Genomic DNA, 14,287 nt, shown 5'->3' with positions numbered 1-14,287 from the left:
GTATATATTTTCTTCTATTAGCGGAATCTAACTAAAAACTTGTTGAAAAGGAAGTTAGGTGGGGAAATTGTTAGAGCTAAAGGGTAACTTGTTTGAAGTTATGAAGGAAATTAGAGATGAGTTAGGTTCACCTAATGATTTAACAATTAGAGAAGTTGCTCTTGCTGGTAGCATTACACGTTGTGCGGTTGTTTTTTTATGTGGATTGACAGATAAGGATAATGTTTATAAATATGTAGTTCGTACACTTCAATATGAAGAAATACCAAATGAAGCAGCTGTGGTTCAGACGTTATTGGATCGTTTTATTTCTATTGCAGAAGTCGGTATGAAGACAACTTTTCCAGATATTATAAATGCGGTTTTAGCAGGAGATACAGTCATATTAATTGATAATATTCAAACGGCTATTGTTGTTAACAGTAGGGCTTGGGAGAAAAGAAGTCTAGAACCGCCAGTGACAGAAGATTTAATACGTGGACCGAGAGTTGGATTAAATGAAGATATTAATGTGAATAAAATGTTAATTCGCCGTGGTTTACGTGATCCGAAGTTACGGTTTCAATCTTATATTATGGGGAAGCGATCGCAGAAAGAAGTAACCCTAGTATATATAGAAGATATTATTAACCCTTACATCGTAAAAGAGCTAGATCGGCGTCTTCAATCAATAGTGACAGATGTCATTTTTGAGACAGGAACGATTGAGCAATTAATTCAAGATAATAATTTGTCGCCGTTTCCGCAGTTTTTAAATACAGAAAGACCAGATAATATAGTGGCTGCATTGGCGAAAGGGAAAGCGGCCATTTTAGTAGATGGGTCACCATTTGCTCTTATAGCTCCACTAGTGTTTGTTGATATTTTTCAATCTGTAGAAGATCATTATGAGCGTTGGGTAATTGGGACGTTATTAAGAATTTTACGTATGGGATCAGGTATCGCTGCTGTTTTATTACCTGCCATGTACGTAGCGCTTGTATCGTATCATCAAGGGCTTATCCCATCTAAACTAGCTTATTCTATTGCGGGAGCGAGAGAAGGGGTGCCATTTCCGGCATATATAGAAACGTTAATGATGGCATTAACGATGGAATTAATAAGAGAAGCTGGAATTAGGCTTCCGAAACCGATGGGGCAAACAATTGGTATCGTAGGTGGTCTTGTAATTGGAGAAGCGGCAGTAAATGCGGGGATTGTAAATCCGTTTTTAGTAATTATTATTGCAGTTACCGCAATTGCTACATTTTCACTTCCTGTATATAGCATTACGATCACATTTCGAATTTTACTTTTCGTCTTCGTGTTAGCTGCAACTGCTTTTGGGTTGTACGGAATCATTTTAGCTCTTATTGCACTTGCGGTTCATATTACAAATTTAAAGAGTGTTGGGGTTCCGTATACAACACCTATTGCTCCTGCTTTTTATAAAGATTGGGAAGAAGAATTGGTTCGCCTACCAAAATCAATGTTAGAAGAGAGACCAGAATATTTACAAACGAAAGACTCTACATTACGTCCAAAGGAGCGAGAGTAATTGAAACCATTTGAATATGGGGATGAGGAAATTGGATCTCGGGAACTTGGTTTTGCGGTATCGTCAACAATTATCGGTATAGGTGCATTATCTATGCCTCGAGATATTGCTATGCAAACTTTATTTTCAGACGGTTGGATTATTTTGCTTTTGGGTGGATTGATATGTGCGGTTTTAGGTTGGTTTGTAACGAGGGTAGCTATTTTATTCCCAAAACAAAACTTTGTTCAATATACAAGTGCGCATTTGACGAAGCCTGTTGCATACACAATTAGTAGCATTTTAGTATTAACGTTTGCTGCTTTGACAGCATATGAATCGCGAATGATTGCAATTATTTCACAAACGTATTTATTTAGTGATACACCAGTACAGCTACTGTCTTTTTTCTTCTTATTAGTTGTTATTTATGGAATAGCAGGATCGAGAGCAGCTTTATTAAGGTTAAGTGTTCTATTCTTACCTATCGTGTTAATTGCAATAGTGTTGCTTTCTTTATTGAATGTGAATTTAATGGAAATAAACAATTTACTACCGGCTTTTCAAACGAACGTAAGTCAATATGCTGTAGGAGTTAAAAACTCTGTTTTTACGTTTATTGGATTTGAGGTAGCTTTGTTCTATGCGGTGATGTTAAATGACACAGCAAAAAAAGCACCAATGGCAGTTGCGAAAGCAGTAATGGTAAATGTGCTGTCGTACATTTTAATTTATGTAACTTGTATTAGTGTTTTTACATATATGACAACCCGTGGATTGACGTATCCAACAATTGAATTAGGGAAAGAAATTGAAATTGGTGGAGGGTTTTTAGAAAGATTTGATGCCATTTTTTTTACTACTTGGATTATTACTATTTATAACACTACAGCAATGTATTATGACATCGCATCTTTATTATTTTGCGCTATGTTTCCGAAAGTGAAGAAACATATTTTCATTTTTGTAAGTGCCCCGCTTATTTTTATGTTGAATATGATACCTAGTAATTTAAATGCTTTGTCAAGTTATGGGACTTATTTAGCTTGGATAGATATGGGGTTTGTCGTGCTAGCGCCTTTGTTAGTTTTTATTGTATATAAAATAAAAAGAAGGAATGGTAGAAATGAAACACCTTCTTAAAATTATAATGGTTATGGTTCTAGCTGGATCTATCAGTGGGTGCTCTGAGCTAGAAGAAATAGAAGAAAGAGGATTTGTAGTAGGTGCAGCTTACGATATTGTGAAGGTAAAGAAATCAAATCCAATTATGAAAGGGACGTATCAGATGGTACTTCCCAGTAAGTTAGCGCAACAAGGTGGCCAAGGCGGTGGAGATAGTGAAAATTATATTAATGTTAGTGCGAAAGCAGATAGTGTCTTTGAGCAAATACGAATTATCGCTAAAAAAATTAGTCGTTCATTATTCTTTCCGCATATACAAGTGATAATTTTTTCTAAAGAATTACTTTCGAATCCATATGTTTTACAAAATACGTTAGATGTATATATTCGCGATCACGAGATGAGAAGAAATATTCGTTTGTTCGTTTCTGAGAAAAATGCAGAAGCTATTTTAAAGCAGAGTGCCAAGCCTGAGAACTTACCGGCGCAGTATATTGATATGTTAGCTGAACATCCTCCGAAAAATGCCCAAATGATTGAGGCTGCAAGAATTGGTGAGGTACAGCAAAAAATGATTGCTAACCAAAGTTTCGTATTACCTATTCTCGAACTAACAAAACAAGGGGTACAAATGAATGGGGCAGCGCTGTTTCGTGGGAAGGATAATAAGTGTGTAGGCAATTTAAGTGGAGAACAAACATTAGGAATGAATTATATAATAGGTAAAAAAATTGGAGGTTTTTTTACTATCCGTAAAAAAGACCAGCTTATTACATATGAAATTCATAAGATGCACCGAAAGATTAAAGTATCTACGGAAAATGCTACAAAACCGAAGTTTGATATTCATTTATCTTTGGAAGGGACATTAGCTGAGTTGCATTTTAGTGATCATAAACAAATTATGAGTGAAAATCGATTAAAGAAAAACATCGCGGAGGGAATGGAGAAGCGCATCCAAAAATCGATTAAGCTTGTTCAAAAAAAATATAAGGTAGATGTATTAGCATTGGGGGAAGTATATAAGCGACATAATTATAAAGAGTGGAAAAAGATAAGTAAGAATTGGGATCAAGGCGAAAATTACTTTAGTAACGCTGAAATTACTGTTCATGTTCATCCAACAATTGAACATTCGGGTTCTGCTTTACCAAAGAGAGTGAAATAAGGGTGATTAAATTTGTTTACTGGATTAGGAATTAGTTGCACGATATTAATGGCGGTTCTTCCAGGGGCCATATACTTTATTCATAAAAAAATCACAACGTATGGAGCTCAGCCGTGGAAAGAAGAGGCACAAAAAAAGAAACCTGAATAAGTTTTAGGTTTCTTTTGTGCACAAAGCATATGTTGAAGGGGGATACCTTCTATGTAAGCTTTGTTTTATCCCGCTATTTGCGGGCAGTAAGACTTCCACCTAAAAAATTCGGTGGAAACAAGGAAGTTAGATAGGAAGTCAACTGCCCGTAAAAGCCCGATTGGTGAAGGCTAATACTCAGTAGGGGATAGAGCACCCTACTGAGTAAAGTTTCACTTTATAAAAGCCCTAACCAATGTACCAATTGTGTAGAGAGGAATGTAACAACAACGGCAATAACAGTAGGGATTGCGAACGATAAGAATGTCCATTTTGCACTTTTTGTTTCTTTGTATATGTTAACTAGTGTTGTTCCGCATGGGAAATGAAGGAGTGAGAACAACATTGTGTTTAACGCAGTTAGCCAAGTCCAACCGTGTTCTAAGAATAGATTTTTAATTTGATTAAAATCATCTATTTCAGTTAAAGCACCAGTTGATAAGTAAGACATTAATAAAATTGGGATAACAATTTCATTAGCTGGTAGCCCAAGGATAAATGCCGCTAGAATAAAACCATCAAGTCCTAGTAATTTAGCGAATGGATCTAGGAAGTTTACGAAATGCATAAGTAAGCTGGTGTCACCGACAAAAATATTAGCAAGTATCCAAGTTAATACAGCGGCAGGTGCAGCTACAATTACAGCTCGTTTTAAAACATATATTGATTTATCGAGCGTTGAACGCACAATTGTATTCCGAATTTTTGGTTTACGGTATGGTGGTAACTCTAACGTATAGTGAGTTGGAACGCCTTTTAGAGCAGTTTTTGATAAAACCCAAGAAACAGTTAAAGTTACAATAACGCCAATTACGACCATTCCAACGACAACGCCGGCAGTAACAAGTGTTTGCATGCTGCCTGTATATCCAGCAGCCATAAATAATGAAGCCATTAAGATTAATGTAGGCCAGCGTCCATTACATGGGACGAAGTTGTTTGTTAAAATAGCAAGCATACGCTCACGTGGTGATTCGATAATACGTGTTGACATAATAGCGGCAGCGTTACATCCAAACCCCATTGCCATAGTTAAAGATTGTTTCCCATGCGCGCCAGAGCGTTTAAATAAACGATCCATGTTAAACGCAACGCGTGGTAAATATCCATAGTTTTCTAATAGGGCAAACATAGGGAAGAAGATTGCCATAGGTGGTAACATAACGCTAATAACAGCTCCGGTACCACGGAATAAACCAAGTATTAAAACGCCATGTAGCCATTCTGGTGCATGCATTGCTTGGAACCAAGATGTTAAATATCCTTCGGCCCAGCCAAAAAATTCAGCAATCATCTCGGATGGCACGTTAGCACCGGCGATTGTAAGATAAAAAATAATAGATAAAATACCGAGCATAATTGGAAATCCCCAAATAGGAGAAGTGAAAATCTTATCTAATCTTTCTGAACGATATAATTTATCAGTATTCGTATATTGGACAGCTTCTTTACATATACTTGCGGAGGTTCGATAAATATCTCCGACAATATCATCTCGTATGTCCTCTTTTGAAAGTGTTTGTGCATGTTGAACAATATAGTCCAGCGGAAGATCCTTACTGGCTGAGTGAGATTCCATTTATTACGACCTCCCTTACAAGTGGTTCGTTATGATGTTTTTGAAGTGTAGTTAAGGAATTTTTATCTCCATCTAAAATACGTAACGCAATCCAACGTGCTGGATACGTATTGCCGAACACTTTATAAATTTGTGGTTCTAATTCTTGAATCATATTTTCAATTTTTTCATTATAAGTAATTTTAATTGGTGTTGGAATGAGTTTTTTAGTTGCTACTTTAGCAATGACGCTTAGTAAATGTCCGATACCAACTCGGTTTCGGGCTGAAATTTTAACTACCGGTACACCAAGTGATTTTGCTAATTTCTTTTCGTCAATAATGATTCCTTTTTTCTCCGCTTCATCAATTAAGTTAATACAAATGACCACATCGTTTGTCATTTCCATTACTTGGAGTGCTAAATTTAAATTTCTTTCCATTGCAGTTGCGTCTATAACAACTACAGTTACTTCTGGTTTTTCAAATATAATATAATCTCGTGCGACTTCTTCATCCGCCGAATTTGAATACAGTGAGTAAGTTCCAGGTAAATCTATTATTGTATATATACTTCCGCTATGCTCATATTCCCCTTCAGCTTTTAAAACAGTTTTCCCCGTCCAGTTTCCAGTATGTTGTTTTAAGCCTGTTAAAGTATTAAATAATGTACTTTTCCCGGTATTCGGGTTACCAGCTAATGCAATGCGATGGTTACTCATCTGAAATCATCTCCTATTAATACCCCGAAAATAAGGGAGCTTTCTTCACTACGCAGTGCAATAGTTGTGTTGCTTACTTGATAAGCGACTGGGTCTCCAAGTGGGCTGCGTTGTAATACTTTAATTATCGCTCCAGGAAAAAAGCCTAAATCTAATAAACGTCGTTTCATAGTTCCTTCTAATTGTATCTTCTCAATTTGTACAAATTCCCCTGTTCTGAATTCGGAAAGGGGTTTAGTATTAGCCGATACCATAAAAGTTACCTCATCTCTATATTTTTAGTTTTAGTTTAAAAAGTTTCCTTAGGTAAACTTTTTGATACTAATATAGTAGACTACATTTAATGATGCTGTCAATTAGTACTTTAAAAATATTCAAATATTTTTAGAATTGTTCCAATTTATTTAGTTGTACCGAAAAATATTACTGGAATTCTTCTTAATGTAAATAAAGTAAGAGTGTAAAAGCTTAAAAATATAGGGGAATTGTAAATGTAGTTTTAACCTAAAGGGAAAAATACAGAAAAACATTTACATTGAATTTACATTGTTAAGATTAAATTTACAATACTGCGTGTTTAGTGTGGGTTTTGTTGGCCTTTTCAACTGTAAATGTTGGAATGTCTAGCTTTTATGGGATGTTACCTCCATTTACTTAAACTTAAAAATTGCTTAACACTCACATAATATTGTTGTCCTACAATGAATTTGTGTTCGAAAGAAGATGAATTCGAAAAGTGATAATCCAAATGGGGGTACAAGACATGATTATGAAAAAGGGTATTAAATTTTCTTTAGCGGCTTTAGTTGTTGCAGGTGCATTAGTTGGATGTGGAAAAGCAGAAAGTACGGATAATAAGGAAGCTGCTAAAGGTAGCGATGCAAAACAAGAATTATCAGGTACGATTGCAGCGGCTGGCTCTACAGCTCTTCAACCTCTTGCGGAGGAAGCTGGAAAGAAATTCATGGAGGAAAATTCAAAAGTTTCTATTCAAGTTCAAGGTGGCGGTAGTGGAACTGGGATTAACCAAGTAGCATCTGGTGCAGTACAAATTGGTAATTCGGATGTTCCAGCTTCAGATAAAATAAAAGATGCTGAAAAAGCAAAAGAATTAGTAGATAACAAGGTAGCGGGTATCGCATTCGCGCTTGTCGTAAATAAAGATGTAAAAGTTGATAACTTAACAGCAAAACAAGTACAAGATATCTTCACTGGAAAAGTGACAAACTGGAAAGAGTTAGGCGGAAAAGATGAAAAAATCAATGTAATTAATCGTCCAGCTTCATCTGGTACACGTGCTACATTTGAAAAAACAGTTATGAAAGAAGCTAAAATTAATGATGGAACTGGTACAACACAAGATTCTAACGGTGCAGTAGAGCAAGCGATTAACTCTACTCCAGGTTCAATCAGCTATTTAGCAATGTCTTACATGGTTGGCGATAAAAAAGGTGCATTGCAAACTGTGAAAATTGATGGTGCTGAACCGAAAGTTGAAAACATCTCAGCTGGTAAATATCCATTCTGGTCTTACGAGTACATGGTAACTAAAGGTGAGGCAAAAGAAGCGACAAAAGCTTACATTGACTATGTAAAAGGTAAAGATTTCGAAAAACAAGTAGAAGATATGGGTTACATCCCAATGTCTAAATTAAATAAGTAATAAAATTTTATGGGGCTGGCTGCAAGGCCAGTCCTGTTCATTTCAATCTATGAAGTGGGGTCTGTCCTGTGATGAAGGGGAAAAAACAAATTAATTACGTAAAGAGTGAATATATAGGTAGATCACTTGTTACGTTTTGCGGTATTTTTATTGTTTTTATTACATTAGCTATTATTGCGTTTATTTGCGGCAAAGGAATTCAATCTTTCACGCAAAGTGGTATCTCATTTTCTGAGGTGTTAACTTCGACAAAATGGAATCCAAATGCTGATCAAGGCACGTATGGTGCTGTAATCTTTATTGTTGGTTCGACGCTTGTGTCGTTAGGTGCTGTTGTCATTAGTGCACCAATTGCTATAGCTCTTGCTATATTCATGAATTTAATTTCGCCGAAGTTTGGGAATAAAGTATTAAAGCCTGTTTTAGAATTATTAGTCGGTATTCCATCAGTTGTATACGGATTATTAGGGGTTACGATCTTGGTTCCTCTATTACGTGATTCGTTCGGTGGAGTAGGCTTTAGTTTAATTGCGGGTATTATTGTCCTGAGTATTATGATTTTACCTACTATTGCTAGTATTGCCTCTGATGCAATACGCTCTGTTCCGTTTGATTACTTGGAAGCTTCTTACGGTCTAGGATCGACGAAATGGCAAGCGATTAGCCGAGTTATTGTTCCTGCTGCAAAACAAGGGATTTTAACAGGTATAGTTTTAGGGTTAGCGCGTGCTTTTGGTGAAGCGTTAGCGGTTCAAATGGTAATCGGGAACACGATTAAATTACCGGAAGGAATATATAGTCCAACAGCAACGTTAACTGGTATTCTGACAATGGATATGACGAATACATTGAACGGAACAGCTTGGAACAATGCGTTATGGACGTTAGCAATGATTTTACTTGTTATTTCATTCCTGTTTATTTTAGTAATTCGAGCGATTGGTCAAAGAGGTGAGCGATAATAATGAATGCAAGAACGGTAAATAAAGTTTGGACAGGTATCTTTTATGCGGTTGCAGCTTTAGTTGTAGCTTTGCTGGCTTTTTTAATGTACGAAATTCTGCAAAAGGGATGGGGATTTTGGGATCCTAGTTTCTTATTCGGAGAACCGAGTAATACAAGAGCTGGTGGGGGAATTGGTCCACAGTTATTCAATTCTTTCTACATGCTTGTTATAACGCTTATTATATCTATTCCTCTTGGATTAGGTGCTGGAATATATTTAGCGGAGTATGCAAAACAAGGTCGTTTTTTAAGTTTTGTTCGTTTATGTATTGAAACAATGGCGTCTTTACCTTCTATTGTTGTTGGACTATTTGGCTTATTAGTATTTGTTACAATGACAGGCTGGGGATATACAGTAATGGGTGGAGCGCTTGCTTTAACTATTTTGAATTTGCCTGGTTTAACACGTGTTTGTGAAAATGCGATTTCTGAAGTTCCTCATAATGTAAAAGAGGCGAGTCTTGGACTAGGTGCTACGAAATGGCAAACAATTGCCCGTATCATTATCCCGTCGTCGTTACCACAAATCATTACAGGTATTATTTTAGCGGCAGGCCGTATATTCGGTGAAGCTGCGGCGTTAATTTATACTGCGGGTTTAACATCACCTATTTTAAATTCAGCAGCGGACTTCTCGAGCCCTGCGCATCCTTTAAATCCATTTAGACCAGCTGAAACGTTAGCTGTTCATATTTGGAAATTAAACTCTGAAGGGATTATCCCAGATGCGAAGTTAATTGCAACGAAATCTGCAGCTGTATTAATTATTATGGTATTACTCTTTAATATCATTTCTCGTTTCGTAGCATCTGTATTACACAAGCGTTTTACAGGAACGAAAAAAAGTCGTAAAACGACGAAGAAGGTAAAAGCGGCATAAGTGGCAAAGGAGAACTCTCTATTTATTAAGTAGGGAGTTCTTTTTGTATTTTAATATAGAAGGAATGGACGTAACGATTGTAGAATCTGTAATTGATTATATAGATGAATAGGTGCGAATGAGGGAGCGGGGTTAATTTGTTTTTTCTGCAAATGTCAGGTTTTCCTGGATCGGGAAAATCAACAGTTTCTAAGTATATAGCGAAGTTAACAGGTGCTGTAATTGTAGATCATGACGTTTTGAAATCAGCATTGTTAAAATCATTAGAAATGAAAGGGATTGAACCAAAGACTGTTGGTGGGGTATCGTACGATGTCGAATGGGCACTGATTGATTCTTATTTAGAACAAGGGCATAGTGTTATATTGGATAGTCCGTGTTTATATGAAGGTATGGTTGAAAAAGGTATCAAACTGTCTAATAAACATGATGTAACATATAAATATATTGAATGTTACCTTAATGATATGGAAGAGATTAATAATAGGCTGCAAACACGTAAGCGCATGAGCAGTCAAATAGGAGAAGTGGAGTCGGAAATAGTCTTTAAAAAATGGTTAGATGGTAGTAAAAGACCTTCAAATAACGAATATCTTATTGTAGACTCTGCTCAACCTCTAGAACAATATGCGAAAAAAATGATGGATTATATGAGTAGGTAGAGAAAAGGCTTTATCTTCATTTGTGAAGATAAAGCCTTTTACTTTTAAATGTCAGGTGTTTCTGTAGATGTGCTTATTTTTCTGCGGGAGCGTCTTTTTCTCCCGATTTTATCTAATAGTTCATACATAACGGGAACGACTACTAATGTAAGAACCGTTGAGACTGCCAAACCACCGATTACAACGACGGCCAGACTTTTGGATACCATACTTCCTGCTTGAGATTGACCGAATAGGAGTGGTAGCATAGCGACGATTGTTGTTATAGCTGTCATAATAATTGGGCGCAATCTAGTAGATCCAGCTTCTAGTAAGGCTTCTCTTGTTTCCATACCGTTTTCCCGATTTTGTTGCACTCTTTCTATTAATACAATAGCGTTTGTAACGACAATCCCGATTAACATTAATGCGCCGATTAATGAATTTACGTCAACAGGTGTTCTTGAAATGATTAATCCTAAAATACCACCGACAGCAGCTAAAGGTAAAGAGAATAAAATTGCGAAAGGAGCACGTGCTTGCCCGAAGGTGATAACCATAATTAAATATACAATCCCAATTGCAATCCCCATAATTTTGAATAAATCTGTGAAGTTTTCTTGCATAGACGCGGTAGCACCTGCGATATTTACTTTTGCTCCGTTAGGTAAATCTAAGTCGGCTATAGCCTTGTTTACTTCTGCGCTTACTTTACTTAAATCTTCACTTGAAGCTTCTGCAGTAATTTGTATCGTTTCTTTCCCATCTTTATGGAAGATTTCTGTTTGAAGTCGCTTTTCTGAAATAGTTGCAATGTCTTTTAAAGGAATTGGTCCGTTAATAGGTGATAGTATGTTTGTATTTAAAATATCTTCTTGTTTGTTAATGGATGCCTTTTTATGTTCTATCATAATAGTTGTTTTTTCATTATTGATTGAGATTTCCCCAATAGGAGATTTCTTCATAAGGAATGATACTTGTTGTGCTGCTAATTCTGGTGTTAAACCGAGTTGTTCCGCTTTTGTTTGATCGATATGAATTTGCCATTCTTTTTTAGAGTCTTCTATATTTGTTTTTACTTTAGAGAGATCGTCCATACTTTTTAGTTTTGTTTCGACGATGTTAGCGGCCTTTTTTAAATTTGTTTCGTTAGTAGCAGTTACGTTAAATTGTAAGTTGTTTCCGCCTCCAGAGTCAGAGTAACTAGTTTTTATATAATCAAGTTCAGCTGGTTCAAAAGCATTATGCTCTTTTTTTAATTCTTTAATATATTGGTCGATATCAGATCCCTTTTTAAAGACTACAAATATAGTTGCAAGATTGTTTTTAGTTGTCTGTCCCCATTGTGCATCTTCTGCGCTAGATCCCATTCGCAAAATAACATCTGTTACATCAGAATTAGAGAGTAGTTTCTTTTCAAAATCAAAGGCTTTTTGTTTTTTAGCTTCAGAATCATAATCGGTTGGAAATGTCATGTTAACGGATAGCATTGTATCGTCCTCAGACTTTATGTTCGCTTTCGGTAGTAATATGTAGGCTGCAATGGATCCTGCAAACAATAAAAAAGAAGTGAGTAGAATGATAAACTTATGAGAAAGAGCCCACTTTAATGTAGCGACATATCGCGGTGAAGAATGTGAATTGCGACGTTTTGTTTTTTTGAGTAGTAAAAAAGCCATAAGTGGAACAACTGTTAACGCAACGACTAAAGAAGAAAGGATAGAATATACAACTGCTAATACCATAGGTAACATTAGTTTACCGATTACTCCTGACACGAGGCCGATAGGTAAAAAAACGGCGACTGTTGTTAAAGTAGAAGAGGTAATTGCGACTGCGACCTCTTTGGTTGCTTCAAGAATAATATTTTTAGAGAAGGTTTCTTTTTGTAAACGACGGAAAATGTTCTCGATTACAACGATACTATCATCGACGAGGCGTCCCACGGCAACGGCTAAGCCGCCAAGAGTTAGAATGTTAAGTGTGATGTTAGATTGATGGAGTAAAAATAGTGTTAATAAAATAGATAATGGAATACTAACGACAGCGATGAGTGTTGTTCGGAAGCTGCGTAAAAAGATTAAGATAATGAGAGTTGCAGCAATTGCCCCGAGGATTACTTCTTTTCCCATACTAGTAACAGCATTTTCAACTTGCTCATGAGTTGAAGCTAGAAGTTTAATAGAAAACTGATCTTTATATTGCTTGCTTATATCTTTAATCTTTTTATCAAGCTCTTTTCCAATTGCAACCGCGTTTTTACTCGGCTCTTTCATGATGACTAATCCTGTTCCTTCTTCTCCGTTTATGTGCGAGATGGTATCATGATGTTGTTTTAGTTCAATTTGAGCGACATCTTGTAACTTTACTTGAGGTGTAACGGTAATATTTTTAATGTCATTTACATTTTTTATATCTCCGATGACACGAAGGTTGTATTCTTCCTTATTAACGGTAATTGCTCCGGCTGGAGTGGAAGTTTCTTTTCCTTGTAAAACTGCTAATACTTGCTCTGATGTTACATTTTTATCTTTTAGTTGGTTAGGGTCAAGTACGATGGATAATTCGGAAGTTGATTTTCCGAAAAACATAACATTGGCAACACCATCAATGCTTTCGAGTTGTGGTACGATTTCTTTCTCGATTTGTTTTTCGTCAGCTTTTGAAAATCCGTTCTGCTTCTGGATGGTAATTTGAGCGAGTGGAATCATAGAAGTATTTAATTGGCTAACTACAGGCTTAGTTACAACTTTAGGTAATTTAATTGTATTAATTGCTTTTTCGACTTCGCGTGCCGCGTCTTTCATATTTGCCTTGGATGTATATGCAATGTCGATGCGTGATAATCCCTCGTGTGTGGAAGAAGTGATGCCATCGATATGTTCTAAATTACGAAATTGTTTTTCAAGGGGATCAGTTACGTCCTTGGTCATCGTTTCAGCATCAAGCCCTTGTGATAATGTCGTGACAGTTATCACTGGGTTATCGATGCTTGGTAAAAATTCCATAGGTAATTTAGAGCCGGAATAAACGCCGAGTATGGAAATGAGAAAAACCATGATAATAATAGCGGCTCGGTTTTTTAATGAAAATTTTGTTAACCTATCCATAAGATAATTCCTCCAGTAGTTTATTTATAGTTTTGTGGGCACTTTCTTACTATATAACAGAAAATGGATATCTTTCATTAATTAAATGTAAAAAAATTCTAACAATAATCTTAAGTTAATATTTCGAGGGGAAGTTCGTTATTTGTGGAAGTAAAATTCCTGATTGGAGAGAAAAATCATTAATTAAAGTTTTGCTCTAGTATAGTGGCCTCGTTTTTTGTTACTCTACATTTAAATGGTTATTTGTCCTTCTTAAGTAGAACTGTGGTAATTGTAAAATTTAAAAAGGAGAGGACTAAAGGTTAGGGAGTTGTTGTGAAATACCGCCTGGTTGATGGTAGTGTATAGTAACTTGTATACAATCAAAATGGATGTTTTCAGTAGAAAGGATAATGGTTCTTTCTATGGAAGAAAGTAGGATAGATAACTTTTTGTATTTTTTTTATAAAAAATACTTGTTATTTAAAAATCATGATGGTATATTAATAAACGTCGCTGATGCGGAAACGCAGAAAACGACAAAAAAGAAATTAAAAAACATAGTTGACATCGAAAAATGAAGATGTTAATATAATGAAGTCGCTTTTGAAGTGGCGGACAAGTTCTTTGAAAACTGAACGAAACAAACAACGTGAACGTCAATTTTTATTTTTAGATGCTAGACAAACTAACTTTATTGGAGAGTTTGATCCTGGCTCAGGATGAACGCTG

General features: G+C 36.0%; 12 protein-coding genes. 8 read left to right on the top strand and 4 right to left on the bottom strand.

Translation table 11 applies throughout. The annotated features are described in order from the left end of the window. Positions 1–58 precede the first annotated feature (58 nt). Genes gerLA through MR071_RS14820 form a run of 4 tightly spaced genes read left to right on the top strand, consistent with a single transcriptional unit; the run spans position 59 to position 3,959 of the window. Positions 59–1,537 carry a spore germination protein GerLA gene (gerLA, locus tag MR071_RS14835; protein ID WP_105587734.1) on the top strand — a complete coding sequence of 493 codons (1,479 nt, stop codon included), beginning with the start codon at positions 59–61 and terminating at the stop codon, positions 1,535–1,537. Continuing rightward, positions 1,538–2,659: a spore germination protein GerLB gene (gerLB, locus tag MR071_RS14830; protein WP_105587735.1), complete on the top strand. Its 1,122-nt coding sequence runs from the start codon at positions 1,538–1,540 to the stop codon at positions 2,657–2,659. It begins immediately after the preceding gene. Then, a complete protein-coding gene (locus tag MR071_RS14825) occupies positions 2,643–3,809 on the top strand; it encodes a Ger(x)C family spore germination protein (protein WP_142395937.1) in 1,167 nt (388 codons plus the stop codon). The genes gerLB and MR071_RS14825 overlap by 17 nt, the downstream gene beginning before the upstream one ends. A gap of 12 nt (positions 3,810–3,821) precedes the next feature. Further along, a complete protein-coding gene (locus MR071_RS14820; RefSeq protein ID WP_105587737.1) occupies positions 3,822–3,959 on the top strand; it encodes a hypothetical protein in 138 nt (45 codons plus the stop codon). Between the two features lie 217 nt (positions 3,960–4,176). Here MR071_RS14820 and MR071_RS14815 read toward each other — a convergent pair whose 3' ends face one another. Genes MR071_RS14815 through MR071_RS14805 form a run of 3 tightly spaced genes read right to left on the bottom strand, consistent with a single transcriptional unit; the run spans position 4,177 to position 6,531 of the window. Next, positions 4,177–5,577, bottom strand: a complete 1,401-nt coding sequence (locus tag MR071_RS14815; RefSeq protein WP_242236591.1) for a nucleoside recognition domain-containing protein — start codon at positions 5,575–5,577, stop codon at positions 4,177–4,179. Beyond that, positions 5,555–6,277 (bottom strand): FeoB small GTPase domain-containing protein, encoded by a 723-nt coding sequence (locus tag MR071_RS14810; protein WP_242236588.1) that lies wholly within the window; start codon positions 6,275–6,277, stop codon positions 5,555–5,557. The genes MR071_RS14815 and MR071_RS14810 overlap by 23 nt, the downstream gene beginning before the upstream one ends. Continuing rightward, positions 6,274–6,531 carry a FeoA family protein gene (locus tag MR071_RS14805; RefSeq protein WP_105587743.1) on the bottom strand — a complete coding sequence of 86 codons (258 nt, stop codon included), beginning with the start codon at positions 6,529–6,531 and terminating at the stop codon, positions 6,274–6,276. Before MR071_RS14805 ends, MR071_RS14810 begins: the two co-directional genes overlap by 4 nt. 509 nt (positions 6,532–7,040) lie before the next feature. On the opposite strand from MR071_RS14805, the gene MR071_RS14800 reads away from it, so the two are divergent. The 4 genes from MR071_RS14800 to MR071_RS14785 all read left to right on the top strand — a co-directional run bounded on the left by MR071_RS14800 (position 7,041) and on the right by MR071_RS14785 (position 10,487). Beyond that, positions 7,041–7,940 carry a phosphate ABC transporter substrate-binding protein PstS family protein gene (locus MR071_RS14800; protein WP_193647468.1) on the top strand — a complete coding sequence of 300 codons (900 nt, stop codon included), beginning with the start codon at positions 7,041–7,043 and terminating at the stop codon, positions 7,938–7,940. 71 nt (positions 7,941–8,011) lie between these two features. After that, positions 8,012–8,902 (top strand): phosphate ABC transporter permease subunit PstC, encoded by an 891-nt coding sequence (pstC, locus tag MR071_RS14795; RefSeq protein ID WP_002090872.1) that lies wholly within the window; start codon positions 8,012–8,014, stop codon positions 8,900–8,902. A 2-nt stretch (positions 8,903–8,904) separates the two neighbouring features. Then, positions 8,905–9,825, top strand: a complete 921-nt coding sequence (gene pstA, locus MR071_RS14790) for a phosphate ABC transporter permease PstA (RefSeq protein WP_242236584.1) — start codon at positions 8,905–8,907, stop codon at positions 9,823–9,825. Between the two features lie 137 nt (positions 9,826–9,962). Further along, positions 9,963–10,487 carry a P-loop nucleotide/nucleoside kinase family protein gene (locus MR071_RS14785; RefSeq protein ID WP_242236581.1) on the top strand — a complete coding sequence of 175 codons (525 nt, stop codon included), beginning with the start codon at positions 9,963–9,965 and terminating at the stop codon, positions 10,485–10,487. Between the two features lie 44 nt (positions 10,488–10,531). Here the strand turns inward: MR071_RS14785 and MR071_RS14780 are convergent, their stop codons facing one another. After that, positions 10,532–13,576 (bottom strand): efflux RND transporter permease subunit, encoded by a 3,045-nt coding sequence (locus MR071_RS14780; protein ID WP_242236579.1) that lies wholly within the window; start codon positions 13,574–13,576, stop codon positions 10,532–10,534. Between the last annotated feature and the right edge of the window lie 711 nt (positions 13,577–14,287).

The organism is Bacillus cereus group sp. BfR-BA-01316 (assembly GCF_022664195.1).
GTDB lineage: Bacteria > Bacillota > Bacilli > Bacillales > Bacillaceae_G > Bacillus_A.
This window is presented reverse-complemented; position numbering and strand designations above follow the sequence as displayed.